Source organism: Streptomyces sp. NPDC002133 (genome assembly GCF_040296405.1).
Lineage (GTDB): Bacteria > Actinomycetota > Actinomycetes > Streptomycetales > Streptomycetaceae > Streptomyces.
Genome location: NZ_JBEOXF010000034.1, coordinates 48,211 through 73,380, shown reverse-complemented (window position 1 = coordinate 73,380; position 25,170 = coordinate 48,211). Strand labels below are relative to the sequence as shown.

The 25,170-nt window shown below is 69.0% G+C and carries 26 protein-coding genes and 2 pseudogenes; 17 read left to right on the top strand and 11 right to left on the bottom strand.

All coding sequences use genetic code 11. The annotated features are described in order from the left end of the window. Window positions 1-16 precede the first annotated feature (16 nt). On the top strand, window positions 17-280 hold the full coding sequence (locus ABT078_RS27185) for a hypothetical protein (RefSeq protein ID WP_351232122.1): 264 nt from the start codon (window positions 17-19) through the stop codon (window positions 278-280). Between the two features lie 118 nt (window positions 281-398). Here the strand turns inward: ABT078_RS27185 and ABT078_RS27180 are convergent, their stop codons facing one another. Further along, window positions 399-782: a hypothetical protein gene (locus ABT078_RS27180; protein WP_351232120.1), complete on the bottom strand. Its 384-nt coding sequence runs from the start codon at window positions 780-782 to the stop codon at window positions 399-401. 340 nt (window positions 783-1,122) lie between these two features. On the opposite strand from ABT078_RS27180, the gene ABT078_RS27175 reads away from it, so the two are divergent. Next, the gene (locus ABT078_RS27175; RefSeq protein ID WP_351232118.1) at window positions 1,123-3,543 is read left to right on the top strand and encodes a SpoIIE family protein phosphatase; all 2,421 of its coding nucleotides are present in this window, start codon (window positions 1,123-1,125) and stop codon (window positions 3,541-3,543) included. Window positions 3,544-3,639: 96 nt separating this feature from the next. Here ABT078_RS27175 and ABT078_RS42845 read toward each other — a convergent pair whose 3' ends face one another. Further along, the gene (locus ABT078_RS42845) at window positions 3,640-3,828 is read right to left on the bottom strand and encodes a hypothetical protein (protein WP_502981343.1); all 189 of its coding nucleotides are present in this window, start codon (window positions 3,826-3,828) and stop codon (window positions 3,640-3,642) included. A 421-nt stretch (window positions 3,829-4,249) separates the two neighbouring features. Between ABT078_RS42845 and ABT078_RS27165 the strand changes: the two genes are divergently transcribed. The 3 genes from ABT078_RS27165 (at window position 4,250) to ABT078_RS27150 (ending at window position 7,927) form a co-directional block, all read left to right on the top strand. Beyond that, window positions 4,250-4,864: a hypothetical protein gene (locus ABT078_RS27165; protein WP_351232116.1), complete on the top strand. Its 615-nt coding sequence runs from the start codon at window positions 4,250-4,252 to the stop codon at window positions 4,862-4,864. A gap of 1,349 nt (window positions 4,865-6,213) precedes the next feature. After that, the gene (gene lepB / locus ABT078_RS27155; RefSeq protein ID WP_351232112.1) at window positions 6,214-6,879 is read left to right on the top strand and encodes a signal peptidase I; all 666 of its coding nucleotides are present in this window, start codon (window positions 6,214-6,216) and stop codon (window positions 6,877-6,879) included. A 16-nt stretch (window positions 6,880-6,895) separates the two neighbouring features. Then, window positions 6,896-7,927 (top strand): YrhB domain-containing protein, encoded by a 1,032-nt coding sequence (locus tag ABT078_RS27150; protein WP_351232110.1) that lies wholly within the window; start codon window positions 6,896-6,898, stop codon window positions 7,925-7,927. Here the strand turns inward: ABT078_RS27150 and ABT078_RS27145 are convergent. Next, entirely contained in the window at window positions 7,833-8,711 is an 879-nt protein-coding gene (locus tag ABT078_RS27145) for a nitrilase family protein (RefSeq protein WP_351232108.1), read from the bottom strand. The genes ABT078_RS27150 and ABT078_RS27145 overlap by 95 nt on opposite strands. A gap of 1 nt (window position 8,712) precedes the next feature. Further along, window positions 8,713-10,167, bottom strand: a complete 1,455-nt coding sequence (locus tag ABT078_RS27140) for a purine-cytosine permease family protein (RefSeq protein ID WP_351232106.1) — start codon at window positions 10,165-10,167, stop codon at window positions 8,713-8,715. 112 nt (window positions 10,168-10,279) lie between these two features. Between ABT078_RS27140 and ABT078_RS27135 the strand changes: the two genes are divergently transcribed. Continuing rightward, on the top strand, window positions 10,280-11,818 hold the full coding sequence (locus ABT078_RS27135; RefSeq protein WP_351232104.1) for a PucR family transcriptional regulator ligand-binding domain-containing protein: 1,539 nt from the start codon (window positions 10,280-10,282) through the stop codon (window positions 11,816-11,818). A 225-nt stretch (window positions 11,819-12,043) separates the two neighbouring features. Here ABT078_RS27135 and ABT078_RS27130 read toward each other — a convergent pair whose 3' ends face one another. Then, a complete protein-coding gene (locus tag ABT078_RS27130; RefSeq protein ID WP_351232102.1) occupies window positions 12,044-12,253 on the bottom strand; it encodes a hypothetical protein in 210 nt (69 codons plus the stop codon). 267 nt (window positions 12,254-12,520) lie between these two features. Between ABT078_RS27130 and ABT078_RS27125 the strand changes: the two genes are divergently transcribed. The 3 genes and pseudogenes from ABT078_RS27125 to ABT078_RS27115 all read left to right on the top strand — a co-directional run bounded on the left by ABT078_RS27125 (window position 12,521) and on the right by ABT078_RS27115 (window position 14,173). Beyond that, window positions 12,521-13,120 carry a hypothetical protein gene (locus ABT078_RS27125; RefSeq protein WP_351232100.1) on the top strand — a complete coding sequence of 200 codons (600 nt, stop codon included), beginning with the start codon at window positions 12,521-12,523 and terminating at the stop codon, window positions 13,118-13,120. 59 nt (window positions 13,121-13,179) lie between these two features. After that, a pseudogene (locus tag ABT078_RS27120) lies at window positions 13,180-13,590 on the top strand (transposase); the annotation flags it as partial. An 88-nt stretch (window positions 13,591-13,678) separates the two neighbouring features. Beyond that, complete coding sequence (locus ABT078_RS27115) at window positions 13,679-14,173, top strand: hypothetical protein (RefSeq protein WP_351232096.1); 495 nt, start codon at window positions 13,679-13,681, stop codon at window positions 14,171-14,173. A gap of 205 nt (window positions 14,174-14,378) precedes the next feature. Here the strand turns inward: ABT078_RS27115 and ABT078_RS27110 are convergent, their stop codons facing one another. Further along, window positions 14,379-14,537 carry a hypothetical protein gene (locus tag ABT078_RS27110; RefSeq protein WP_351232094.1) on the bottom strand — a complete coding sequence of 53 codons (159 nt, stop codon included), beginning with the start codon at window positions 14,535-14,537 and terminating at the stop codon, window positions 14,379-14,381. 475 nt (window positions 14,538-15,012) lie between these two features. Here ABT078_RS27110 and ABT078_RS27105 point away from each other — a divergent pair, with 475 nt between their 5' ends. The 5 genes from ABT078_RS27105 (at window position 15,013) to ABT078_RS27090 (ending at window position 19,654) form a co-directional block, all read left to right on the top strand. Further along, window positions 15,013-15,444 carry a DUF7144 family membrane protein gene (locus ABT078_RS27105; protein ID WP_351232092.1) on the top strand — a complete coding sequence of 144 codons (432 nt, stop codon included), beginning with the start codon at window positions 15,013-15,015 and terminating at the stop codon, window positions 15,442-15,444. Window positions 15,445-15,746: 302 nt separating this feature from the next. After that, entirely contained in the window at window positions 15,747-15,950 is a 204-nt protein-coding gene (locus tag ABT078_RS42840; RefSeq protein WP_502981346.1) for a hypothetical protein, read from the top strand. 330 nt (window positions 15,951-16,280) lie between these two features. Then, the gene (locus ABT078_RS27100; protein ID WP_351232090.1) at window positions 16,281-16,751 is read left to right on the top strand and encodes a GNAT family N-acetyltransferase; all 471 of its coding nucleotides are present in this window, start codon (window positions 16,281-16,283) and stop codon (window positions 16,749-16,751) included. Between the two features lie 681 nt (window positions 16,752-17,432). Continuing rightward, a complete protein-coding gene (locus ABT078_RS27095; protein ID WP_351232088.1) occupies window positions 17,433-17,984 on the top strand; it encodes a tellurite resistance TerB family protein in 552 nt (183 codons plus the stop codon). 743 nt (window positions 17,985-18,727) lie between these two features. Further along, entirely contained in the window at window positions 18,728-19,654 is a 927-nt protein-coding gene (locus ABT078_RS27090) for a hypothetical protein (RefSeq protein ID WP_351232086.1), read from the top strand. A 328-nt stretch (window positions 19,655-19,982) separates the two neighbouring features. Here ABT078_RS27090 and ABT078_RS27085 read toward each other — a convergent pair whose 3' ends face one another. Then, window positions 19,983-21,284, bottom strand: a complete 1,302-nt coding sequence (locus ABT078_RS27085) for an MFS transporter (protein ID WP_351232084.1) — start codon at window positions 21,282-21,284, stop codon at window positions 19,983-19,985. Between the two features lie 331 nt (window positions 21,285-21,615). On the opposite strand from ABT078_RS27085, the gene ABT078_RS27080 reads away from it, so the two are divergent. Then, window positions 21,616-21,969: a hypothetical protein gene (locus tag ABT078_RS27080; protein ID WP_351232082.1), complete on the top strand. Its 354-nt coding sequence runs from the start codon at window positions 21,616-21,618 to the stop codon at window positions 21,967-21,969. Between the two features lie 183 nt (window positions 21,970-22,152). Here ABT078_RS27080 and ABT078_RS27075 read toward each other — a convergent pair whose 3' ends face one another. Beyond that, window positions 22,153-22,605 carry a protein-tyrosine phosphatase family protein gene (locus ABT078_RS27075; protein WP_351232080.1) on the bottom strand — a complete coding sequence of 151 codons (453 nt, stop codon included), beginning with the start codon at window positions 22,603-22,605 and terminating at the stop codon, window positions 22,153-22,155. Window positions 22,606-22,678: 73 nt separating this feature from the next. Continuing rightward, entirely contained in the window at window positions 22,679-23,317 is a 639-nt protein-coding gene (locus tag ABT078_RS27070; protein WP_351232078.1) for an HAD family hydrolase, read from the bottom strand. 53 nt (window positions 23,318-23,370) lie between these two features. On the opposite strand from ABT078_RS27070, the gene ABT078_RS27065 reads away from it, so the two are divergent. Both ABT078_RS27065 and ABT078_RS27060 read left to right on the top strand, forming a co-directional pair. Beyond that, window positions 23,371-23,583 (top strand): hypothetical protein, encoded by a 213-nt coding sequence (locus ABT078_RS27065; protein WP_351232076.1) that lies wholly within the window; start codon window positions 23,371-23,373, stop codon window positions 23,581-23,583. 207 nt (window positions 23,584-23,790) lie between these two features. Then, window positions 23,791-24,042 carry a DUF2277 domain-containing protein gene (locus tag ABT078_RS27060; RefSeq protein ID WP_351232074.1) on the top strand — a complete coding sequence of 84 codons (252 nt, stop codon included), beginning with the start codon at window positions 23,791-23,793 and terminating at the stop codon, window positions 24,040-24,042. On the opposite strand, the gene ABT078_RS27055 is transcribed toward ABT078_RS27060, so the two are convergent. Both ABT078_RS27055 and ABT078_RS27050 read right to left on the bottom strand, forming a co-directional pair. Beyond that, entirely contained in the window at window positions 24,008-24,658 is a 651-nt protein-coding gene (locus ABT078_RS27055) for a DedA family protein (RefSeq protein ID WP_351232072.1), read from the bottom strand. The genes ABT078_RS27060 and ABT078_RS27055 overlap by 35 nt on opposite strands. Window positions 24,659-25,011: 353 nt before the next feature. Further along, window positions 25,012-25,119, bottom strand: a pseudogene (locus ABT078_RS27050) (DoxX family protein); the annotation flags it as partial. Between the last annotated feature and the right edge of the window lie 51 nt (window positions 25,120-25,170).

The window sequence follows — 25,170 nt, the reverse complement described above, 5'->3', positions numbered from 1 at the left end:
CACATGGGGGCCGCGGATGGCATGGCTGACGAGGATCACCGCGGACGCACAGGTGGAGTACCGGCTGCGGCAGCAGGCCGGATGTGCCGTGATCGAGTCATCCGCCGGGGAGACCGCCGTCATTGACGTCGGCGAGGACTCGGCTGTCGAGTACCGCCTGAGCTCGGAGGACGGCGCCGCCCTGGTGTGGATGGGCTCCGGGCCGGCGGCCGTCGGACTGGTCGAAGGCAAGGCCTTGGACGAAGAAGGCAAGAACGACTTTTGCGGCTTTACCCAGTGACCACCCGCTTTTCGGGCGAGCCGATCAGACGGAGCGGATCATCTACCGCCCGGCAACGCCCGAGTTTGACGGTTGATGACGTACGGCGGCGTACGCGGGTGTTGCCGTCAGACTGCCGTCAGCGAGCCTCGTGGATCCGGTCCTGTACGGCGGCCTCGTCGTGAGCGTCGAAGTGCTGCACCTGGTGCCACCATCGGCCATGGTCATAGCCGTCGCAGTGGTTGAACTCGTGGGCCGCACTGCGCAGCCGCTGCCACTCGCGCACGATTGCTGCTCGCTGCCACGCGTCGGGGCGCTCCACCGTGATCAGTGTGTGCAGGAACCCGGCTGAGTCGCTGATCGAGCAAAGCAGGGACCGCATCGCGAAGGCAGTCTCGCCGGTCTCGCCAACCTCCTCGTACACCCGATCCCACTGCACGTAGAGAAAAGCCTCCAGCGTACGGATGTCCTCGGGCGTGATCTCTTCGGCGTAGGTGAGGGCGCGGCCGGATGGTTGCGGCATGCGGGGGTTCTGACCGGTGTTGGCATCCGCGAGCGCACGGTATCGCCAGGTGGGCGGAGCGACTTTGGCCGGGAGCTGCTTTGGCGCGAGTGATCATGGCCCCGTTGGCTTCCGGCGCGTCGGGCAGTCTGTGGACCTGCCCGTCAGCGGGCTTTCATGACCGAACTGGTATCAGCCACGGCTGCGACGTTGCCGCAGGCTAGAGCGCCATCCGGTCAATTGCCCTGAAAGAGTAAATTTACCCCCATGCCCCATGTCACCCATTCCCAACCCATCTGGGGATGATAGCTCGATGGCTAGGACCACGATCAGCACCGTATGCGTGACACTCGGTAGGCAGATGCACGCGTCTGACATGTCCGACACGGCGTTCGCACTGCTCGACGAGCAGGGGACGGTCGTCGCGTGGACGCAAGCCGCCGAACACCTTGTCGGATACTCCGCCGACGAGGTGGTCGGCCGGTCCGCCGCACTCGTCCTGCCGTGCCTCGGTGAAGCGCCGACGATGTCGGCGCACGTCGAGCAGTGCCGTGCCCGGAACGGCTGGTCGGGCGCGACGGCGGTGCGCCACCGGGACGGCCGCATGCTCGACGTCGGCCTGCGGATCTCGTTGGTACGGGGGCAGGACGGAGCAGTGCGGTGGCTCGCGTCCGCGACCGACATCGGCGTGCCGTCCGGGGACGCGGTGAACGTATTGGTGCAGGGGGCGATTCTTGACCGCGCGCCGATCGGCGTCGTCGTCCGTGACCTGGAGCTGCGTTGCACCTGGGTGAACGACGCGATGGAGAGCCACGACGGCATCTCCCGTGACCGGCGGCTCGGATTCGGGATCACCGACGCGTGGCCCAGTGTCGAAACCGAAGCCACGGAGGCGATGATGCGGCGGGTGCTGCGGAGCGGTAGCACCAAGGTCCACGAATACCGGACGTGGCTGCCGACAAGCCGGGGTGAGGAGCGCCCGTACGCGGTTTCGTTCTCCTGTCTCCAGGGCGCCGACGGCCGAGCCCTGGGGGTGTGCACCATCTGCGTCGACGTCGCCGAGAGCCAGCGGGAGCGCGAGCGCCTCGCCGTTCTCGGTGAGGCAGGCACGCGCCTGGGCAGCACCCTGGATGTGATGCAGACCGGTCAGGAACTGGCCGAACTCGCCGTGCCCCAGTTCGCCGACTACGTCGCCGTGGACCTGGAGCAGTCGGTCCCGTTCGGCGAGGGGCCCCCGATCCACATCGGCTCGATCGGCGAGCGCCTCCCCGTTCTCAGGCGTGCCGGCGTGGCCTCGATCCACCAAGGGGTGCCGGAGTCCCCGTGGGTGCGCGGTGAGCGGACACTCGTACCGCCCGCCTCGCCCGTCGCCGAGGTCCTGCGCACCGGCAAGTCGCGCCTGGAACCGAAGGTGGACGCCACCCCGGGCGGGTGGATCGACCAGTCGCCGGCACTGGCGCAGAGCATCCGTGAGCATGACATACACTCCGTGATGGTCGTAGCCATCCGCGCACGGTGCGTCCTGCTGGGCATGGCGGTGTTCATCCGCACCCGGAATCCGATGCCCTTCCAAGAAGCCGATCTACTTCTGGCCGAAGAGCTCGTCAGCCGCGCCGCGGTGTCGTTGGACAAGGCCCGCCAGTACTGCCGCGAGCACACCGCGGCCCTCGCGCTCCAACGCAACCTGCTCCCGCACCGTCTGCGTGGCGGTGCGGCCGTCGAGGCCGCCTCGCGCTACCAGCCCGCCGACATCGACAGGGGCGTCGGGGGCGACTGGTTCGATGTGATCCCGCTGTCCGGCGCCCGGGTGGCCCTCGTCGTCGGCGATGTGGTCGGACACGGCATCAACGCCGCGGCGGCCATGGGCAGGCTCCGCACCGCGATCCGCACGCTCGCCGACATGGAGCTGCCCCCCGACGAACTGCTGGCCCGCCTCGACGACACGGTCCAGCGACTGGCGGAAGCAGACGCCGACGCCCCCGACCAGGGCACCGCGGTGGTGGGAGCCACTTGTCTGTATGCCGTCTACGACCCGGTCACCCGCCGGTGCACCATGGCAGCCGCCGGGCACCCCCCGCCCGCGATCATCGACCCGCAGGGCAAGGTGACCTTCCCCGACCTTCCCACCGGGGTTCCGCTCGGCATCGGGCTAGGGGTCTTTTTCGAGGCCATGGAGCTGGAACTGCCCGAGGGAAGTCTTATCGCCCTGTACACCGACGGCCTGATCGAGACCCGTGACCACGACATCGAGCACGGCATGCACCGCCTGGGCACCGCCCTCGCCCAACCGGAGCTGTCCCTGGAGGAGCTCTGCACCCGCGCGATGGCACCCGTCGAGGATCAGGCGGCGTGCGACGACACCAGCCTGCTCCTGGTCCGCACCCGCACACTCAGCCCGGCCCAGGTCGCCTCCTGGACCCTGGCCAGTGACGGCACCGTCCTCCACCGCGCCCAAAACCTCGCCGCCGGTCAGCTGGCCGCATGGGGCCTGGAAGCTCTCGAGGGCTCCATGAAGCTGATCGTCAGCGAACTGGTCACCAACGCCGTCCGCCACAGCGACGGCCCGATTCGCCTGCGTCTGATCCAACACGAGGTCCTGACCGTCGAAGTGTCCGATGCCGACATTTGCCCCCCGCCCATGCGTAGCGCGCGCCCCGTCGACGAACACGGCCGCGGACTCGCCATGGTCGCCCAGCTGTCCCGTCGATGGGGCACCCGCCCGGCGCAGGACGGCAAGGTCCTCTGGGCCGAAGCAGACCTCGCCCACACATCGGGCCGCTGATCGATTGCCCGTCGGGGCGCCGACGTCAAGCACGTGAGGTGACCGATCCCGGCACCACTGGACACTGGGGTGGCTGTCTCATCGCGGAAGGCCGTGTCAATCTTTGTCCCGCGTGCCAGATCGAAGTTCCCGGCCGCCGGCCCGTGCGGCGGGTATGCCCTCTCCGGTCTCGGCGGCCTGCAGCCAGGCCGTCTCCCGCGCCGCGGCGCGGGCGGTGCGCAGCCGGGCAAGCACTGCGTGGTCGATGTCGGCGAGCAGACGCCAGGCCGTGGCCGTGGAGGCCACCGGCCCGAACCAACCTGATCTCGCAGCGTGGCCAGGTCTGTGATGCTCTGGCCGCCGTCGGCGAGCATTTCCGCGAGATCAGTGGTGATGCAGCCAGGGTCATGCCCGGTGCCACGTGGGCGCAGGCATTCGTCAAGCCCGCGTGGGTCATGCTGGGGGTGCTTCCGAGTACGTGAGTCGTAGGACCGGCGCGGCCCCCTCACCTGTTGCACTCGTCCGGTGGGCGAAGCGCTGTTGCCCCTTTGCCCCTGGCGGGTAGGGGAAATATATGAGTTCCCAACCGCCGGGCGGACCGCCGAGCGGTCCGCTGTCCATCACACCTCCGCCGGGAGATGCCCCCGGCCCTCCTGACATCAGGCAGCGCAGGTTGAGGTGGCGCTCGCAGCGATTCCTGACTTTGGCCGTCGCCAGCGTGGTAGTCGTGACAGGGCTCGTGCTGGGGCTGCTGCTCAGCAGCGGTGGTACTCCAAGCAGGTCGCCCGCAGAAGCGCACCAGCTCGTGACAGGTGCAGCTGCGACAGCCGCCGACTGGGGCCCTGGCTTTGCCGATCTCGGCGACAAGTACGACACGGGAGAACTGTTGGCACGGAAGGACTGCGAGCTGACCGAACGGGGCAGCCGACCCGGCACACTTGTAGCCCTGCAACGCGCCGCCCAGCGCGACGCGGACACCCTGCTTGCGATCTCCGACGCGCGCGCTTTCAAGAACGCGGCCACGGCTGAGGCGTACATGGACGATATCGAAGACACGATCCATCGATGCCCTGTGCAACGGATCGCCAAATCCCGCTATGAGGATGTCCGTGAGGGGCCGGCTCCAAAGGTCTCCGGCTTGGATGATGTGATTTCCGAGGAGGGCAAGACGACCCGCGACGCAGTGGGAAAGAAGGCGAACTACTCCTATATCGCACTGACAGCCCGGAAGGGCGAAGTCGTCCTGTACGCCGCTGTCGCGGGACCAGCCGAGAACAAGGCCGAACTCCCCCGCCTTGCGGCCGATGCGATGCAGCGGATGAACGAGCGGCTGCCCGACTGAGCTGCGCTGCCACACATGCCGCTGCAGATGCCGCGCACATCCTTTGACTTCTTTAACCTTTCCCGTCACTCCTTTCCTTCCAGTCGGTGCTGCCGTCCCGCTCCACCGCCATCGCTACGCTCTCGGGTGGCGGCGGAGGCACGGCAAATGCGCTGGCAGGCAGCAGTGCGCCACCTGTGGCCAGTGCGGTTGAAAGGGCAAGCATCGTAAGACGCCGTTTCCGAGAGGTGCGCGTCATGAGAATTCTCCTCGGTGAAAGAGTGATCGGGCGTGGGACGACCCTTCACCTCACGGAACTCGTCCCGCGAACCGCGCAGCCCGGGCCTTTCCGGACGACGTGGCTTGGCCCCTGCTCCGGGTGTCCCATGTTTCGAGTAAACACCGCCGCGCCGGGTCCGTCACACCCCGACGTCTCGGGGCTTGGCAGCCGGCGACGGCCCTGGTAAAAGAGCACAGCAAGCGGCCGCACCGGGCGTCACATGCGCACGAGTCGGCGGCGGCCAACTCGGCCCGGTTGATCCAGGTCGTCCCTTGCGCGTGCGTAGGCCCGCCCCACGCGCTGAACTCGGCGCGCAGCCCGGCGGACGCCTCCCTTGGGAGGCCGCCCCTTTCGGCCGGCGGAATCCGAAGAAGCTGCGCACATGGCGAGACCACCCATCACCAGAGAGCAACGACCGTCGAGTGACCGCAGAACGCCACCAAGTGCACAAGCCGGCACGGGGACGAGCCAAGGATGACGGCGGCCAGTAGATACTCCTCGTAGACCACCTCCCCGATCCGGGACCCGCGCCGAGCAAGATCAAGGGGCCAATCGGGCACATTGGCGGGCAGGCCAAGGGCCGCCCGACTTCGTCGGCCGGAACAGGGCCTCCTGATCATGCTCGACTCCAGCCCAGGCAGGCCACCGGCCGAACCCGCTCCACTGACCTCGTTTTGATGCTGCCTACCGGCTGGGCGCGCTGTCACTGCGTGTTCATTGGCCCGCTGGTCGGTTCTCCGGAGAGCTGTCCTTCGGCCCTTGGCCGTCCCGGCCGTACAGGGGCCACATATAGAGCGCCACCTGCAACACAGCGGCAGCAGCCGGAACTGACACTTCATCAATAAATCCGTGTGCAGCCTTATTTCTAAGATTCCAGCCGCCGGCAGGGTTAGCGCATACGGTCAAGACTCGCAGGAGGTCGTCTATTGCGTTTGGTGGCTGCCTTTCCTTCAAGAGGGGCTCAACAAGCCTGAGGAAGACCCCTGGGCGCGCTGCGTCGCGGCACAACCTTGAGGTGCGTTCCCGCCCCGAGACCGCTTAGCCTCTGCTGGTCCGCCCGGCCTCGGGCGGCTCAAGGGAAGGAGCGTTCATGCAGCAGCGGCGAGTGGGCAGCGGGCTGGGAGTCGCGGCCTGGGTACTGGTGCCACTCGGGCTGGTCCTGGCGCTGGGGGGCATCGGGTACTTCCTCACGAATTACCAGGGGGTCACCGTCATGAGCGAGGCGATGGAGCCCACGTACCGCCCGGGCGCGCGGCTGGTCATCGAGCGCATCGACGCGGGCGAGATACGCAGGGGTGATGTCGTACTCGTCCATGTGCCCGATCGCTATCAGGGCGGTCCGGTCCTGCAGCGGGTCATCGGGATGGGCGGCGATCACGTGGTGTGCGACGGAAATCGGATCACGGTGAACGGGAAGCCGGTCGACGAACCGTATGTGATGCGCGGCGAAGTGAATCCGGCAACCGGACCGTACGACGTGCAGGTGCCGGACGGGCGGTTGTTCCTGCTGGGCGACCACCGCGGGAACTCGAACGACTCGCGGTTCTTCCTCGACGAGCAGTCGGGCAGCGTCGCGGCATCCGGGGTGCTCGGGCGAGTGCAGAAGGGTTTCACTGCGCCGGCGGTGTTGGTGGCGCTCGGGGTCCTCGGGGTCGTGCTGACCCTGGTCGGGATCGGCCTGGGGATCGGGGGGTACGCGGCCGGGCGGCGTGCCCGGCGGCCGCTCGCGGCTGTGCCACCGTGGCCCGTGGCCTAAGCGATCTTGAGTATGTGTGTTGTGGCCGGCGCGAGCGCGGCGGCTCGGGTGTCAGGCCACGGTCGGCGGCAGCGTCCACTACCGCAACTATCTGCAGGTGCCGCACTCGCTCTCTCGGTGCGACCAAGTCGGTCTACCGGCGCAACCTGACCGCCGGACTGGCCGCGCAGGCTGCGGCCCTGCGCTGACATCCACCGCTGACATCAACGGGCATGGACAGCCGCAGTGTTCAGTGGCCGCCGACGGCCTGACGCACGGCCGCAGCCCTGAGCGGCCCAACACAGCCGAGCAAGCCCGACGGATCGTTAACGCCCATCTCGCCCAGATGCAGCCGTACCCTCCGGAAGAGGGCGTGACCGCTGTAGTCGTCCTGGTGAAGGAACACCGCTTCGGGTGGGAGTTCCGGTATCAGAGCTCCAGGTACGTGCAGACGGGGAGCTCACGGGACATGCGGGTCGGGACCGGGCCCGTCGTTGTTGACCGCCGCCACGGCCGCCTGGAGGACCTTGGTGGCAGGCAGTTGTCGCTGAGTGCCAGCGTGTTTTCGACCAAGAGACGTCTGTCGACGGAAAGTCCTGACCCGTGCCCGCTGCGTGCCCGACGGGGCAGGACGTCCTGGCCCGGCATGTGCTCAGCCCTGCTGCCGACGATCCCGAGCTCCCCTGGGACAACAGGGGCGACTGCCAATGGGACGGGCAAAGTTGGCCCTGCCCCGACCTCCTCGACCTGGCGGCGCCCTACCTCACGTCCTTCGTCGCGCATTCGAGCCTTCACGAGATTCGCCGACTCCCTCAGCATTTCCCGGTGCAGAGGAGACTCGAAGGCCCCCCGTGAACGCGCCACGGAGCCGTCCAGAGCCCTGGCAGCCGCCGCAAGGTCCTCGCGCTGTCGCCCTGCGGCTCCCCAGCTCCCGACGGCTGCACCTGCCGGCCTGGTCATGCAGGGCGCTTCCACTAGCTCGTCCGAGAATCCGTCCTGTCCACTGACTGCAGAATCGAGCGGTACAGGTCGGGCCGACGGTCGGCGAACACGTCGTTGCGGGGGCTGAGGCGCTTGTCCCTGGCGTCACCGAGCTTGCACTTGGCGAGCACCATGCCTTCCTCGTAAGCAGGCAGGGGGCCGGCAGCCGGGTGGCCGTCGGGGTCTGCAATCACCGACCCGCCGGTCCAGGACACGCCGCGCTCGACTCCGGTGCGGTCGCATGCGGCGACGAACATGCGGTTGACCGCTGCGTTCGCCTGCACGCGCACCACCTCGGCCGGGCGCTCCCCTTCGGGGCGCGGAAACAGTGGCCAGTTCACCGGGGCGCAGAGCAGGTCGGCGCCGCGCAGGGCGACGGTACGGACCCACTCCGGGAATTCCAAGTCGTAGCAGACCAGCACGCCGATCCGCCCCACTGCCGTGTCGACGACGGGCGGTAGCTCCGCGCCGGGCTCGAAGATGGTCTTCTCGGCATCCCACAGGTGGGCCTTGCGGTAGAGGGCGCGTACGCCGTCGGCGTCGACGAGGACGGCCGAACTACGCAGGCGCCCCCCCTCGTCGCGCTCGCAGATCCCGCCGACCACAATCAGGTCGTGGCGACGCGCCATCGCGGTCCAGCCGGTGACGGTGGGACCGTCGAACGGTTCGGCGAGCTCCGACGCCTCCGCCATGTCGCGGAACACGTAGCCGCTGTTGGCAAGTTCAGGCAGCACTACGACCTTTGCCCCGGACGCGGCAGCGCGTTCGATCGCTTGCTTCGCGGCAGCACGGTTGCCGTCCAGGTCGCCGACGGAGAGAGTGAGCTGGCAGCAGGCGACGGGAGTGACACCACGGGTGGGTACCGCACTCATGTCACACCCCCGCCGGGGCTGCAGCGGCATCCTCGCCATTCAGCTCATGCTCACTGGCGGCTACGGCTGCTTTCTCGGCGCGCATGTCCAGACCACGGCTGAGCACGTAATACAGCAGGCCTGCCACCGCGAGGCCCACAACGAAGGAGACATCGGCGCCGCCCAGAGCCTTGGTGACCGGGCCGGTGTAGAAGGAGGTGGCGAAGAAGGGGAGCATCGCGGCCAGGCCGACGGTGTAGGCCGTCAGGCCACGCCAGGACCAGCGCCCGTAGATGCCCCGCGGGTCGAAGATGGCGGTGATGGCGTAGTGACCTCGCCGCACGAAGTAGAAGTCCACGAGGTTGACCGCGGTCCACGGGATCAGGAAGTACAGCATCAGCAGCACGAAGTTGTTGAAGCTGCCGAGATAGTCCGCCGGAAGAGCCAGGGCCACCCCGAAAACAACCAGTTCGATGGCCACAATGCCGGCGACCCGGGCACGGATGGTCGGCTTCACCTTCTTGAAGGCGTCCACCGCGCTGGTGGTGGTGAGCATCGCTCCGTAGGCGTTGACAGCCATGATGGTGATCAGTGCCAGAGACGAGATGACGACCGCGAAGGTGCCGAATCCGGGCAGGATGTCGTTGCCGACTTGGCGAATGCCGGCGATCGCGTCCGGGTTGGGAAGTGCAGAGGCGAGCAGGGCGCCAAGCGACATCAGCCAGACGGCAGAGCCCGCCGCTCCCGCGTAGGTCCACCAGATGACCTTCTTGGCGGAGACGCTCGCCGGCAGGTAGCGGGAGTAGTCGGAGACATACACCGCGTAGCTGATCTGGTAGCCGGCAGCGGCGGAGAAGACCACCAGGAATGCCGTCCAGGAGCTGCCGCCATTGGCGGCATGCGGCGTATTGGTGTCCAGGTTCACCAGTGCGCCGACCGTCAGGATGCCGAACACCACAATGAGCAGGTAGGTCAGCCAGCGTTGCACCAGGTGCAGGAGGTCGTAGCCGACCACCGCCAGGACGATGGCCAGGCCGATGAGGATTGCGTACCACAGCGTCGTGCCACCGGGCAGTACGGTCTGCAGACCTTGCGTGGCCAGCACGACGTTGAACACGTTGAAGCCGATGTAAACGAACACCACAGCGGTGAAGGGCACTATCGCCCCCCGGGTGCCGAACTGTGCCCGGGACTGGATCATCTGCGGCAGACCCATCCGCGGGCCTTGGTTGGCATGGAACGCCATGAAGAAGGTGCCGAAGCCGGCACCGAGGACGACAGCCGCGATCGACCAGCCCAGGCTCAGCCCAAGGGCCGGGCCGAGAAAACCGGTGACCATCGTCGTGAGCACGAAGTTGCCCGTGAACCAGAACGGCCCCTGGTGCCACACTCGGCCGTGCCGCTCACGCGCCGGCACGTAGTCGATGGAGCGCACTTCGATGACCCCGGAGCCAGAAGCGGACTTTGCGTCGTCCATGGGTCCTCCTCGGGAGGCAGGCGGTCGGAAATGCATCGAACATATGTGGTTGAAAAGTGTATGACGATCGACTGCAGGGCGAATCTGCTCGGAACGGATGGACAATGTGTCCATGCCCTTCCGTATCGTCGACCTGCTCGACGTGCCTGACCTCCGCCTCTCGGTTGTGGCTGCCCGGGATCGTCTGGATCGCCCCATCGAGGCCGCTCACGTCTCAGAACTGCTCCGCCCCGGGGCCTGGCTCCAAGGCGGTGAGCTCCTCATGACCATTGGACTGCTGCTACCCATGGACCGCGGTGCGTGTCGGGCCTACGTTCATGACGTTGATGCAGGTGGAGCCAGCTGCCTGGGGCTCGGACTGGGACACGAGCTGCCCTACCAAGAGGCCCCGGCGCCGTTGGTCGAAGCCGCCCAGGAGACAGGGCTTCCGCTGCTCACCGTGCCTCATGAGGTCCCGTTCATCGCGATCACCAAGGCCGTGTTCGCTGCCCGGGCAGCTGAACAGCGTCTCGCCCTGGAGCGCGCATACGAGGCTCAGCGTCGACTGACTGCCGCCGCTGCGTCGGGCCGCGGACTGACGGCCATCTTGGAGGCGTGGGCGCAGGCCACCGGCGTGGGCGCGGCGGTCACCGATCCATTGGGCCGGATCATCGCCTCGGTGGGGCGGGGCACCGAAGCTGCGCTGGAGGCCGGCGGAGACCTGATCCAGCGGGTCGCTGTCCGGGGTCTGCTCGGCAGCGGAACCAGCATCGTCCACAGCGCGCACGTGGAGGTGCAGCCTCTCGGTGCCCAGCGCCTGCGCGGCCTGCTGATGCTGACCGGCGAAATGGACCCGGCCACGCGCCTGCTCGCCTCGGGGCTGGTCTCTCTCCTGTCACTGGAGCTGGAACGGCGGCACCTGGCGGACGAGCCCGGTCGAAGGCGTCGCTCCGCCCTCCTCGGGCGGCTCCTGACCGAAGGTACGACGGCCGAGCAGGTCCGCGATCTCCTTGCTGCGGCCGGCCTCGCCACCGACGCCGTGCGCGGTATCGCCATTGAGCCCACAGCCGACGCGGATGATGTGGTGGCAGATTTGGCGCTCGCCGTGCCGGGTGGCCTGGCGCGGGTCACGGGCGGCGTGGTCGAAGCCGTCGTCGGCGGCGATCTGGACGTACTGGAAGCCCTCAACCGGTTTGCTCCGGGCTTCCCGACAGGTATCGGACCCTCCGTCCCGCCGGAGTCGGCTGCCTCCTCGCTTCGACAAGCCCGGGGCCTGCTGGGAATAAGCCGAATCGCGGGGCGTCCGGTGGAAGCGCAGGCGAACAGGTCCGGACAGCTGCTGCTGGAGCTCGGCAACCGCTCTGTGCTCAGCGGATACGCGGACGCCGTGCTCGGGGCACTCGACGATGCCGATCCGTCCGGCGACCTGGTGGCCACGCTTGCGACCTGGTTGGACACCGCCGGCTCCTGGGACGAGACGAGCCGGCGACTCGGTGTCCACCGGCACACCGTCCGCAACCGCCTCGACAAGGTCATGCGAGTCACTGGCCGACGTCTCGACGACGGTGACGACCGTTTCGATCTCTGGCTGGCAATCAGGGGAAGGCATGCCGCGCAGCACACGCCCTCCTCTCCCGGTGCAGCGCCTCAGCAGCCGATGCCGCCGACGTGAGGGCAGAAAGGAAGGGCGAACACGCACGGTCACTGGTGGCAACAAGCGCCTGCCCCGGTCACGGATCCTGCTGGACAGCAGCGGAGTACAGCAACCGCCGCAACCGCAGCCGACCGGCAATGGCCCCCGAACACCTCATGACCGGCGTCCCGGACCGCAATGACCTTGCAGCCCGTTCGTATCGAGGCGCTCAGCCGCAATGCCTCATCGGTGGCCGGCGCACCCTCACGAGTAGAAACCGACCCCGTATTCGTCACGACTGCACACGAAGTCATCAGGGCGCTCGACGCGCAGCACCTCGTACCGGGCAGCAAAGACATCCAGCGCCTCATGGAGCGAGCAGCCGAGGTGTTCTCGGATCACCACGAGCCCGTGGATGATCTGCTGTGCGAGGATCTGGTCGTCGGCGACGTCGATTGCGGCACCGTCGGTCATGGTCGCGATCGAAGCCGACCTGTACCCCGTCCGCAACAGAGTTTTGCCGCCCTGCCCTTGCGTGCCACCACACGACCGGGCAGTAGCGGTCAGCCAAGGACAGCGGCGGGGCCGGTACGCGTTCCACCACCATGGGACCGCTCCGGCCCGGCCGCCGACCGCACGCCTACGGCTTGGGTTGATGGGCGAGGGAACCACGTTTTGACCAGGACGACTGCCCCAGGGCGTTTCCTCTGGATCACCGGTGGGCCATCTATGATCGTCGCCATGGGGGCGGACATCGACGGTGTGATCGAGGTACGTGAGCCCGGCGGTCGTTGGGAGACCGAGCTCGATCTGCTGGACTTCGGGCTCGGGCGGCAGCGTTTGGCCTGGGAGTGTCTCTTCGGTAAGGGTGGGGGCCTCGGTGTGGCACGGGCGCTGTTCGACCAACGGGGAGTTCCGAACGACGCCACGGAACCGGTTCCGAAGACGTGCGGTGAACTGCACCACAGCCACTCGTACGCCACCTGGGCCGAGATCGCGACGGTCAACTGGGACGAGCCTCTCTGCGACGGTCCCGACTGGAACCGCATCGGCGAATGGCGGCCGGGCCCGGACGGCGAGCTCGCCCTGCACAACGTGGCCTGGACGCCGATCGAGGTACTCGACGCGGCGGAAGAGATCTTCGGCGAGGATCTGATGCCACCGGAGTGGCCACAGGGCGGCGAGGTCCACCTGAACGGCGCCGTGTACCGCCCCGTGGTCCTCACGCCCCGGATGTTCGCCCCGCCGGACGGCAGTTGGGGTCCGGTTTGGGCGGCGATGCGCGAACTGGCAACCGTCCACGGGGACGAGAACGTCCGCCTGGTGGTCTGGTTCGGCTGAGCCCGCAGCGCCGGGCCCCACGCTCCCTGTCTTCGCCACCCCTCCGGGCCGGGCTTCGCCAGGCCCGCTTCCCCTCGGCCGCCCAGCTCGCCTCGTGGGCCGGGATGTGTCCGGGTAACCACGAGTCCGCCGGCAAGCACACCTCCGGCAAGTCCCGGCCGGGTGATCCGTGGCTGAAGAACGCGCTCGGCCTCGCAGCCACCGCCGCGGCCCGGAGCAAGGACACCTCCCTGGCGTCCCGCTACAAACGGATCGCGATCCGCCGCGGCAAGAAGCGAGCCATGGTCGCCGTCGGGCACACGATCTTGACCTCGATCTGGCACATGCTCACCAACGACGCCGAGTACCACGATCTCGGAGCGGACTACTTCCTCCAGCGAACCGGCCGCGCGCGCCGAACCCGCCGACTGGTCAGCCGGCTCAACATGCTCGGGTATCAAGTGTCCCTGCAGTCAGTGGAACTGGCCTGAGCTGCGGAAGTGTTGGATTTTCGAATCAGACTCCACCGACCTTGATTTTTCTCTGCTCGCAGAGTCAGTCTTCTGCTAGGAAGCTGTCATGGAAGCAGCACTGGTCGGACTTGTGGGCACAACGGTGGGAGCTGTGACTGGCTTTGCAGGCGCATGGCTTGCTCAGCGCGGACAGATGCGTATCCAGCAGGAGCAACGAGCACATGCGGAACAGGTGCGCTGGCTGGATGACAAGAAGGGCCTGTACAGGGACCTCTTGATCAGGCTCTACGGCTGGCATGACTCGTTGGCCTCCGTCATGAAGGACGAGGACGACGGGAAGCTGCTCGACAACCGGTCGACCGCTTACAAGTGGATCGTCGAGGCGTCTCTCATATCTGGCGACGAGGTTCGTTCCGCTGTGGGTGACGTGCACCGTGCCCTGCTTCACGCCCAGACAGTGATCTTCGACGACTCCTCAACGGCGGACGAGTGGCCACTCCAGGGTGTGGAGGATGACCTTTCAGCGCTGGAAGACGCGCTGCGGGCCGAACTGGCTATGCCGGCGCGCGTAGGTCGGCGACCCCGCCTGGGCCGCCGTTGAGGAGCTACGACGTGCCACAACCGCGCCAGATCGGGCGGGGAGCCACGGGGAACTGCGGTGGCCGGCAGCGACAACGGTCAGCATCCACGAAGTCGTCCTGCCGCAGGTCAGGGCCCAACTCGCCCCACGTCGCTCCGCAAGCGGGTGTCAGGCGGGCGCCCCGTCGGCGAGTATCCGGCTCATGGGCGATGACCTGCTGGAGTTCCTACGCGATCGGCTGCACGAGGAGGCCGAGCCGGCCGGCCGATGCGAAGGTGCTTGCTGCGGGCAGTGGGCTGCCCTCGGAGAAGCAGTGGACTTCTGTCAGATGGAGCTCGCCGGGTTCCATCCGACGATTGCGATGCACATGGCTCTCCACGATCATGCCCGGTCCTTCGCGATGTGGAAGCCAAGCGCCGCGTCCGGCGCGACAACAGCTGGGACCGTCGGCGAGTGCCGCCGAGCGCACAGGTCATCGTTACGCCAGGTCAGGCAGGATCCGGTACGGATCTTCCAACTGGGGAGGTGCCTGCGGGAACGTCGTCGTGACCGTGCATGCTGTCGGCGCCGTCCGGTACGAGACCCGGTCAGCCTCGGCGAGCGCGTGCCGCCACATTGCCTGCGGACCGAGGTCAAGGGGATCGGACGTGGCACGACCTACCGCGGGGACTCCGCACAGGGGTCCATGCGGCTGACAGCTTCGCGCAGGGTGTTCTGCCTGATGCGCGTGGAGACGATGTCGGCGGTGAGGCGGGTTGCAGTCGCGGAGCCGCAGGATTGCGGAGATGCTGTCAGGGAGCGTGGCTGCTTCGCACGCAGTGTGCGTCGGTGACCGCGCTGTGTACAGGAGGGCGGCGGCCATGACAGCGATGCCGGGCAATACACAGCAAGGCCACGGGGAGCCTGGCAGCAGCGAAATGATCAGCGGCGCGTCCATGTTCGCCGCGATCATGCTGATGCTCAGCGGGCCGCTCAGCATTCTTATGGGCGCAGCCGGGATCGCACGGGACACCGTGTTCGCCGCGTCCCAGTACACCTACCGGTTCGACCTGACCGCCTGGGGCTGGATTCACCTTTTGGTCGGAGTGGCGCTCGTCATTGCCGGCCTGGGGGTTTTGGCCAACAAGAGCTGGGGTCGCGGGGTCGGTGCAGCCGTGGCAGCGATCAGCCTGATCACCCAGTTCATGTTCGTTCCGTACTACCCGGTCTGGTCCATCGTCGTGATGACGCTCGACCTCCTGATCGTGTTTGCGCTGACGAGGATCCATGCCGGGACCAGCGGCGGTCAGTGAACCCAGACGGGACCATTGCCACATAGGAGTCACGGGCTGTCGACGATGGTCCTTCTCGGGTCGAAGAGCGATCCACTCCTCGCGATCAACTCGTCTGAGAAGCGGAAGAAGGTCATCCAGGATGACCGCATGTCACATCAGCCAGACACATCCCCACCTGCCACTACACAGATGACCGTGAACACGGATGGCGTGCCGTGGGTCTTCACCTGGGAGGACGGCGCAGAGATCACAGTTCGCGCCTTCCCCGGCGAGGTCGTCATCGCGGCCAACGCTGCTGACTCCGCGCTCCGGCCGTCCATCTGCTGGTCCTTGCCAGGGACGGCACACCCGACGGCAGTCATCTGCACCTCGAAGAGAGCAACGGGCTTCGGGAAAGCCCGGCCGGCTTGGTCCTGGAGCGGGACGACGAGCTGCAGGGCCCGGAAGGCGCAGGACTGTGCCACACCTGCGCCAGGGGAGAGGCAGAGGCGGGGTCCCACGGGGAACCACGGCCGACGACCTGAACAGCGGCAGGTCAGCGTTCCGCCTGATCAGCCCACGGGCACGGCGGCACCCTTCCGAACTGGTGCGGTGTCCAACCGCCGGCAGAGGGCTCTGGGCTCTCGGCGTGAGCATCGCCACCTCAGGCCGCGTTGCACTTAACCGGGAGCTGCCTCGGACGCGGTCACAGCCCGGCGTGCCAGTCCCGCTCGAGATCGCCTGTGTCGAATACGCTGCGAAGACGTCCGACCTGGCGTCCTCGGCAACGCGTACGCACAAGGGAATGCCGCCCTGTGGCGGCTCTTCACGTCGGCCCGGATGGCGCAGTTGCCGGATGCAGGAAGGGGTGTGCCATGAAATCCCCAGGCGTGCACCTACGGGAGATCACCGACGACAACCGGGATGCCGTTCGTGCCCTCCGCGTCCGACGTGACCAGAAGCAGTTCGTCGCCTCAGTGTCCAAGTCGCTCAAGGAGGCGGCAAAGACGCCGGAGGCCAATCCCTGGTACCGCGCGGTGTACCGCGGCGAGGAGCCAGTCGGCTTCGTGATGCTGTCGTGGAAACCGCCGGCCGGTCCTTTCAAAGGGCAGCACTTCCTCTGGCGCCTCCTCGTCGACAAGCGGTACCAGAAGCGAGGGATCGGCCGAGAGGCGCTCACGCAGATCGCCGCCCTGGTTCGCGCGGACGGCGCCACCGAGCTGCTGACCAGCTACGAGCCCGGCGACGGCGAACCGTGGCCCTTCTACCAGAAGTTCGGGTTCGAGCCCACCGGGGAGATCGACGACGGCGAGATCGTTCTGCGGCTCACCTTCCCCGCTGGGTGAGCCCATCGTTTCGGTCGCGTGTCGGCATTGGGAGGCCCCGCCGCGGAGGGGGTCGCGACGGGGCCGGAGCGGGCGGGACCAGAAGTTCCCGTTGGCGATAGTTGCAGCCTTCGTGGTCGTCACGTTGGTGGCGCATCCCAGGGGCCGTGGCCAGAAGCCAGAGCCAGCGGCGAGGGCCCCTACGCCGACCTCGGCTCCGCAGGTGCGGCCGAGCGAACCGAGGTCGCGCGCGACCTGCACGGGCGTTGGGCCCAACAGCCGAGCTGCCTACGCGCTCCCTCTGAGCCCGACGCGGCTTTGTCGACTGACGACGGCCTCGGAGCCCGTTTCCGGCTGTTGTCCGCAGGCACCACCTGTCTCTCGGGCGAGGGGGCGGAGGGTGAGCCACATCCGCTCCTTCGCTTCCACGATGGCGGGCCGCGCTCGAACTTGCGGTCCGGTCCCCGTGCGTGAGGCACGACGACGGCCCAGGTCACCGGTGGAGAGACGGGAATCCGAGCCTTGATCGTTTCTTCACCACTTCGGTGACTGGCGTCGGGTGTGCTTGACGCCCGTCCCTCGCTCACCGGGCGCGGACAGGCCGGCTGCGGAACTTCGGAGGGCCGTGAGGCGTTGATAGAGGAACGCGCGGAATGTGCGCGAACGACCGGAACGACATGGGCAGAAGCCGAGGTGGCACGCGTGGCGATGTGGGATCGGATCAAGGACCAGGCCAAGAATCTGCAGCAGCAGTCGCAGGGGACGCGGAGCTCTGGCGGACATGGGCGGCCGGGTGCGGGATCCGCCGCCGGGTCGCGGGCTCAGCTGGTGAACTCGCTCAAGTCCCAGCTCACCTCCCTCAAGGCGGAGCTGAAGAGCGGCGCCTACCGGGACGCCAGCATGGCGATGTGCGCCCTGGTCGCGGCCGCGGACGGGCATGTCGACCCGGCCGAGCGGCAGCATGTGGAGTCGCTGATCCTGAACAACGACGTTCTGCAGAACTTCCCGCCCGACCAGCTCCGGCAGCGGTTCAACAAGCACGTCGACCAGCTGGCGCTCGACTTCCAGCAGGGCAAGGCGGAGGTCATGCAGGAGATCGCCAAGGCGGCGAAGAAGCCGACGGAGGCGAGGGCGGTCGTACAGACCGGCTTCGTCGTCGCCGGTGCGGACGGATTCGTCGCGCCGGCCGAGGAGCAGGTCCTGCGTGAGGCCTGCTCGGTGCTCGGCCTGTCCCCGCAGGAGTTCGGCATCTGACCACATGCCCCACATGCCGTCCCTGCTTCACCGGGGCGGCTGCTCGCGCCTGCCGCGTACGGCTCCCGCTCGCCGCGCAAGGCTCCGCTCGCCGCCGGGCCCGACACTCCCTGTCTTCGTGACCGTTCCGGGCCCGGCTCCGCGGGACGGCAGACCGTCATGGGCGAGACCCGGCCGAGCGAGCCGGGCTCACGTCCGCCTCGCAAGGCCGACATCGGTCCTGGCACCACCAGGACGGCAGGCAGCAGATTCCCACCGGCGCATCGTGTCCTGCATGACGACGAGTCGGGAGCTCGGACGCACAGAGTGAGTGGGCCCGACGGCGTCGGGTCGTCTGCGGGCCGGCCGTCCGCGCGCCGTGGCAGGGCGACCGAGGGCGGCCCGCCAGTGACTGTCCATTCCCCTCGCGTACCCGCTCGACCGTAGAGCCGCGGGGAACAACGGGCCGTCACGGTGGCTGGACATGCCGACGGCCCCTCACCGAGTCGGCCGGTCGCGGCCGTTCGACCGCGGTCGGTGGGGGAGGTGAACCCACGGCGACAGCCGCCACGACGGATTCCGAGAGCGCTCACGGGTGGGAGCACCCGGTGAAACTCCGCCGACCTCCGCTCTCGAGGCCCCGAAATTCCGCCGCCATCGAGGAACCCGGACCGGGGTCGGCGCGTCACAGGGGTGGTTCGGCTTCCACCCCTCACCCCTCACCCCTCACCTCCACTCGCCACTGCCAGCCCCCGGGGGGACCCATGCGTACGTACACCGCACGCGGTGCCGTCAATCTGGCCGTCGTCGTCGCCTTGTGCACCTTCGCGACCGGTGCCGTCGCCGACTGCGGCAGTGAGAGGGCCGGTGGGCGCGGCACTCAGGTCCGCGGCACCGACCCGGCGCCGGAGTCGAAGGTCCGCGCCCGGCAGGTGGCCGATGCCTGGGACGGCTCCAAGGCCGCCGAGGTGTGGGGCAAGGGCTACTACCCGATGGGGGAGGCGGTACTGCTGCCCGAGAACGCCTTCCGCAACGAGGCCGACAAGCTCGCGTACGGGGCCCGGAACCTCGTCCTCAGCGGCGAGCTTCCTGCCACCCCGCAGAAGGACGGGCAGGTGAAGTGGAAGAGCGGAGGCTCGGTCACGCTGCCGCTGATGGATGCTCGGGAGGCGTTCGAGAGCCTGGCCGGCGGCAGCAAGGACGGACCGCATCTCACCGTGAGCGGGGTAAAGCTGGGCGTGATGGCCCTGGCCACCAGCCGTGGCCCGGCGACCGTCCCGGCCTGGCTGTTCACGCTGGAGGGCTATGACACCCCGCTCAAGCGGGTCGCTCTCAGCCCGTCGGAATTTCCCCAGCCGCCGATCGAGCCGGCCGGTGAGGTGCCCACCGACGAGCTGGCGCCGCTCGGCCGGTTGGTGGGGGTGGCCGGGGACGGCCGGTCCGTCACGGTGGTGGCCACCCATGGAGCCTGCGACGACGGCCCCGCCGTGGATGTGCTGGAGACGGACGGCAGCGTGGTGCTGTCCGCATCCGTCGTCGGGACGAAGGACGGTCCCTGTACCGCGGAACTGCGCGGCAAGGAGATGACCGTGAAGCTGGACCGGCCGGTTGGCGACCGTGTCCTTCTGGACGCGTTCACGGGCCAACCGGTGCCGTACGGGGAGGACGGGGCCGGGGCGAGCCGGAGCTGAACTCGGCGGAGGTGAAGTCGCGCTCTCTGCCCGGCCCGTGAGTCTCACACGGGGTGCTCTGTACCGGGCGGAGGAGGTGTTGCGTGCGCGCCCGGTTCGGCCGGCGCACGTGGTCCTTCGGTGCGAGGGGGGAGGGGGGACCTTCCGCCGTGGAGTCGGAGCGCAGGTTCGGCGCCGTACCGCCCGGGTCGCGCGTACGGCCTCCGAGGCCGCTCCTCCCCAGGCGGAGGTGGGCGGTTGCTGTCGCCACCACGGTCTGGGGATGTACGGAGCGGATGCCTGCGGCGCGGACCCGTCCGTGCCCATCGGTGAGAAGGCCCTCAGCTGATCAAGGCTGAGGGTCTTTGTGCGTGCCGACGTCGATTCTCCGCGTCCGGTCGGAGGGCCGGCTGCGCACGTCCACCACCGTGGCCGATCGCGCGGGTATGCGGGTGAGGCGGCGGATGGGGTGGACGACGATGAGGGCGATGGCGCAGCAGAGGCTGATCAGCGCGGCGACCAGCAGGAGTTGGTGGACGCCGAAGAGGTTGCTGGCGGGGCCGGCTGTCGCCTGGCCGAACGGGACGGCGAGGATCGAGCCGGCGACCTCGTAGGCGGCCACCCGGTTGAGGCGGTCCTCGGGGACCTGGGTCTGTACCGTGGTGGCCCACTGGACGCCCCAGAACGCCCAGCCGACTCCGCTCACCGCATACCCGAGCATGAGCAGCGGCAAGGAGGGGACCAGGGCCGCAGCCAGCGGCATCAGCGGGAACAGGAACATCGCGAGCGCGCCGCCCAAGAGCGGGCGGGACGGGCGGACCCGGATCGCGACCAGGCCGCCGAGGACGCAGCCGGCCCCGAAGGCGCCCTCGGCGTAGCCGAACGCCGCCTTGCCGTGCTCGGCGATGATGGAGGCCGCGCCGAGCGGTGTGAGCGGGCCCCAGACGAAGACTCCCAGCACCCACCAGATCAGGATGACCGACCACAGCCAGGAGCGGGAACGGAACTCGTCCCAGCCGGTACGCAGGTTCGCGAGCGTCGACTCCGACCGGTCCACCTCGGACGGGGGCAGCCGCAGGGCCGCCAGGCAGATCCCGCTGACGGCGAAGGTGGCCGCGTTCACCGCGAACACCCAGGCCGCAGAGGTGGTGGCGACGAGCGTCCCGGCGAGCGCGGGCCCGGCCATCGTGGACATCCCTTGGCTCACCCGCAGCACCCCGTTGGCCTGGTGAGGGTCGGAGGCGATCTGCGGCACCAGGCTGGAGAGGCCCGGGTGGAACATCGCGGTCGCGATCCCGCCGAGCAGCGCCCCGCCGATGATGAACCACAACGGCGGGTGGCCGAACCAGAGATACGCCGCGAGCGTGCCCTGGATCACGCACCGGACCGCGTCCGCGCCGATCATGAGCGGCCTGGGATGGAACCGGTCCGAAAACACCCCGCCGAACACGACGAAGAGCGCGAACGCCCCCATCCAGGCGGCGAGCGCGAACCCGACGCCGCTCACCCCGTACCCGAGCGAGAGCATCACGACCGCCATCGCGACCGGGATCATCGCGTCGCCCAGCATCGCCACGATGCGGGCGGTGAAATAGAGGCTGAAGTTCCTGGTCCAGAGGCGGGACGGTGTCGCGGCGACGGACAAGACCATGCGGGCATCCTTCTAGGAGCCCGCGTTACGGACGCCTATGGGGTCTGAGGGGAGCACTTCACGTCAGGGGGCGAGCAGCCGGGGGTTCCCAGCTTCCGGCTCTTGCAGAACCGTACGTCAGAGCTCCCGAGGCGATCATGCTTGGTACTTTTCCGTGACCTGTGACCTGTGACCTGTGACCTGTGACCTGTGATCGCCGTCTGCCGGCTAACGGCTCGTCACGCCGTGGCCCTTGCGGAAACCGCTTGGTCGCCGAGTCCGCGGTGCCGGTAACCTCGGGTCTCCCGAACCAGCCGCATCGGCGGCTTCCCACGTGCAGAGAGCGATCCGCATGACCAGCCGGCAAGCGACGACGACCCTGTGGCGCCCCACCGGCCCCAAGGAGCTGGACCTGGTACGAGAGCTGAACTGGCGTGCCTGGCCGCCCCGGTTGCCCGAGCAGCCGATCTTCTACCCGGTTCTCGACGAGGACTACGCGATCAAGATCGCGAGGGACTGGAACGTGAAGCACGACGGCGCCGGGTTCGTCACGCGTTTCGAGGTGGAGTCGGAGTTCTTGAGCCGGTACCCCGTCCAGCAGGCCGGCGGGCGGACGATCCTCGAACTGTGGGTGCCGGCCGAGGAACTCGACGAGTTCAACGCCCATATCGTCGGTGAGATCCAGGTGATTCACGAGTTCCGCTGAGACGCCGAGGCTCACCGCCGGTGAGGCGCCTCCAAGGGCGCCGGAGGTGTGCCGGTTCGGCTCCGGTACCGAGGCTGAACGCCCGGCGGGCGCGGTCGGCTTGGAACGGGCCGCCTCGGCGGTCCGGACAAGGGGCGCTTCGACCGGGCCCGTTGGGAGGATCCGGACGAACTCCCGCGCGGTTCAGCGGCCCGGGGACGGGGCGTCCGCCTCGAAACGCCGGACGTACCGCCGCTGCCAGGGAGTTTCGACGGCCCGGCGGTTGTAGTGGCGCCGGACGAACGCCACCGCCTCGGTGGCGGGGACCGCGTCCAGGACCGCGAGACAGGCGAGGGCCGTGCCGGTGCGGCCGCGGCCGCCGCCGCAGGCGACCTCGACGCGCTCGGTGGCGGCGCGGGTCCACGCCTCGTGGAGGAGGTTCCGGGCGTCGGCGGGGTCGCTGGGGAGCCGGAAGTCGGGCCAGCGGAGCCAGTTGGCCGCCCAGGGGACCTCCGGGGGCTTCCTGCCGTACAGGTGCAGGGCGTACGTCGGCGGGAGGCCGGGCGGGAGAGGGCGGCGGAGGGCGCGGCCGCGGACGAGGCGGCCGGAGGGGAGGCGGAGGACTCCGGGGCCGGCGGGGTTCCAGGGGTCGGTCACCTGCCCCAACCTAGTCGCTCCGCGCCGCCCGTCGGGGCCTGCCGAGGTCCGCGCCGGGAGCCCGACCGTCGTGTCAGTCGACGAGTTCCGCGAGATCGGTCAGCGAGTCGATGCGCCAGTCCGCCGCCGCGATCACCTCGGGATCGTCGGCCCACAGATGACCCCATGCGCCACGGCGGAGATGCGCGGTGCGCAGCCCCGCCCGTTTGGCGGGGAAGACGTCGTTGACCGGGTGGTCGCCGACGTGAACGGTCTCGTGCGGGGCGGCCCGAGCGACGGTGAGGACGTGGGCGAAGAACTCGGGAGCGGGCTTGGCGACGCCCCATTCGTCGGAGGTGGCCACCAGGTCCGCGGGGATGTCCAGGGAGCGCAGGAGCCGGCCGGCCTTCGCGGTCTGGTTGCCGGCGACGACGACGCGGATACCGCGGGCGCGGATGGCGGTCAGTGCCGGGCGCACGTCGTCGTAGAGGTCGTCCTCGGTGAGCTGCTCGCCGCGGCCGGCGGCCTCGCGGGCGCGGTACTCGGCGCCGATGTCGATACCGGGCCGCAACAGCCGCAGGGCGTCCGCGCTGTCGCGGCCCTGGGCGGTGACAGCGCCGACGAGTGCGGCGAGGGTGTGCCGGGGGACATCGAGCCAGTCGGCCCAGGAGGCCCAGTAGCGGTCGTCGCGGACGAGCGTCCCCCCGATGTCGAAAACTATGGTCTCCGTCACCGCACCCACACTACGGGTGCAGGTTGTCAGTGGGGAGCCGTAGCCTTGTACCCATGTTCCCCAACCCTCGCAAGCCTGGTTCCGTGCGGTCCGCTGCCGTGGTGAATGCGGAGATTCGTGCGCTGTGGGCCCGTTCCGGCGGTCGGCTGTCCGCCGTGGACGAGGCGCGCTACGAGAGGCTGCTGGTGGAGTGGGCCGCGGCGGTCGAGGCCGACGCGGGCGCGGGTGCCAGTGCCTTGGCTCCCGTCATCGCGGACGCGGCCTGACGGCGTTCCGTACAGGACGCGGCCGGCCCCTCGCCCGGTCCGTGGATCGGGCGGGTGCCGTCGTCAATGCCACGCCCGGGACGGCGTCGCTGGATGTGCTGGACGCTGTGGACCGGGGTGCCGGCGAGTGTCCCGGGATGCCCGCGAGTGGACCGGGGTGCCGTCGAAGCCGGGCGCGTTGTCGGTGGCGTGGCCCACACTGGAGTCATGTGCCGCAGCATCAAGACCCTCCGTCCGCCCGTCCTCCCGCACGAGGCGACCGAGGACGACGTCAGGGCCGCCGCCCTGCAGTACGTACGGAAGGTGTCCGGCTTCCGGGCGCCCGCCGCGCACAACCGGGAGGTGTTCGAGCGCGCCGTCGAGGAGATAGCGGAGGCGACCCGCGCGCTGCTCGACGGGCTGGAGGTGCGCGGAGCCGGCGGGGCTAAGCGCGTTCCGGAGCCCGTGGACGCCGGATGACGTAAGCGGCGAGCGAGCCCGCCGCGCAGAGGGCGAGGACCGACACCGCCGCGCCCACCCAGGTCATGCCCAGCCACTGGCCGCCGAAGTAACCGAGGCCGACGCTGTAGCCCGCCCACGCCACGGCCGCGAGCGCGGACCAGGGCAGGAATTCCCGCACCCTGCGGTGCGCGGCGCCCGCGCCCAGCGAGACGGCCGAGCGGCCTCCCGGGGCGAAGCGGGCGATGACCACGAGCAGGCCGCCGCATCGGTGGCCCAGTGCTGCGCCGAGATGTTCCTGCGCAGTGGTCAGGCGCCGCGACCGGGCGATCGCGCGGTCCAGCCGGGCACCGCCGCGCCAGGCGAGGTGGTACGCGACGAGGTCGCCGAGCACGGAAGCGGTGGTCGCGCAGAGCAGCAGCGCCAGGAGCGAGGGCACTTCCTGCGGTGGCATCTTTTCGGCGGCCGCGGTCGCCGACCCGGCGGCGGCTGTCGATCCGGCCGCGGCGGCCGTGGCCGCTGTGATCACCAGCACGCCGCTCGGCAGCACCGGCAGAAAGACGTCGAGGAGTACGGAGAGGGCCACCACGGCGTAGATCCAGGGACTACCGGTCAGCATCCCCACGCTGTCGAGCACCTGGACTCCCCGATTCCGCGAAAGAACGCCGCGACGTCGCAGGGGAGCGGCAGGAGCGGCATGACAGCTGTACAGCGTACGCCTGCGCCCGGCGACCGGACCGGCAGGGTGAGGGCAAGCCGGGGGGTGTACAGGGAAGACGCCCGTGGGCCCGGACCGGTGCCGGGCCGGGCCCACGGCGATGCAGACGCGAGGCGCTCGCCGGCCGACCGCTCACGAGCCGGCTCCTCAGGCCGACCCGGGGCTCCGCGGGCCGACGAGCCCGGGATCCCGGACCGGCGGAAGGGTGTCCCGGTGCGGGCGCCCAGGTGCGGTCGACCCGGTGGCGCGCACCGGGGGACGGACAACCCCGTGGACCGTCGATCGTGGGCGGCGAAGAGAAGGCCGACGGCGATGCGGAAGAGGCCGAGCGCGTACGGCTGGGCCTGGTCGAGACGTGAGGAAAGGCCACGAGGGGCCATGGGGGACTCCTTCGGTCTGGGGACGTGAACCGACGAGCCCTCAAGTCAGGC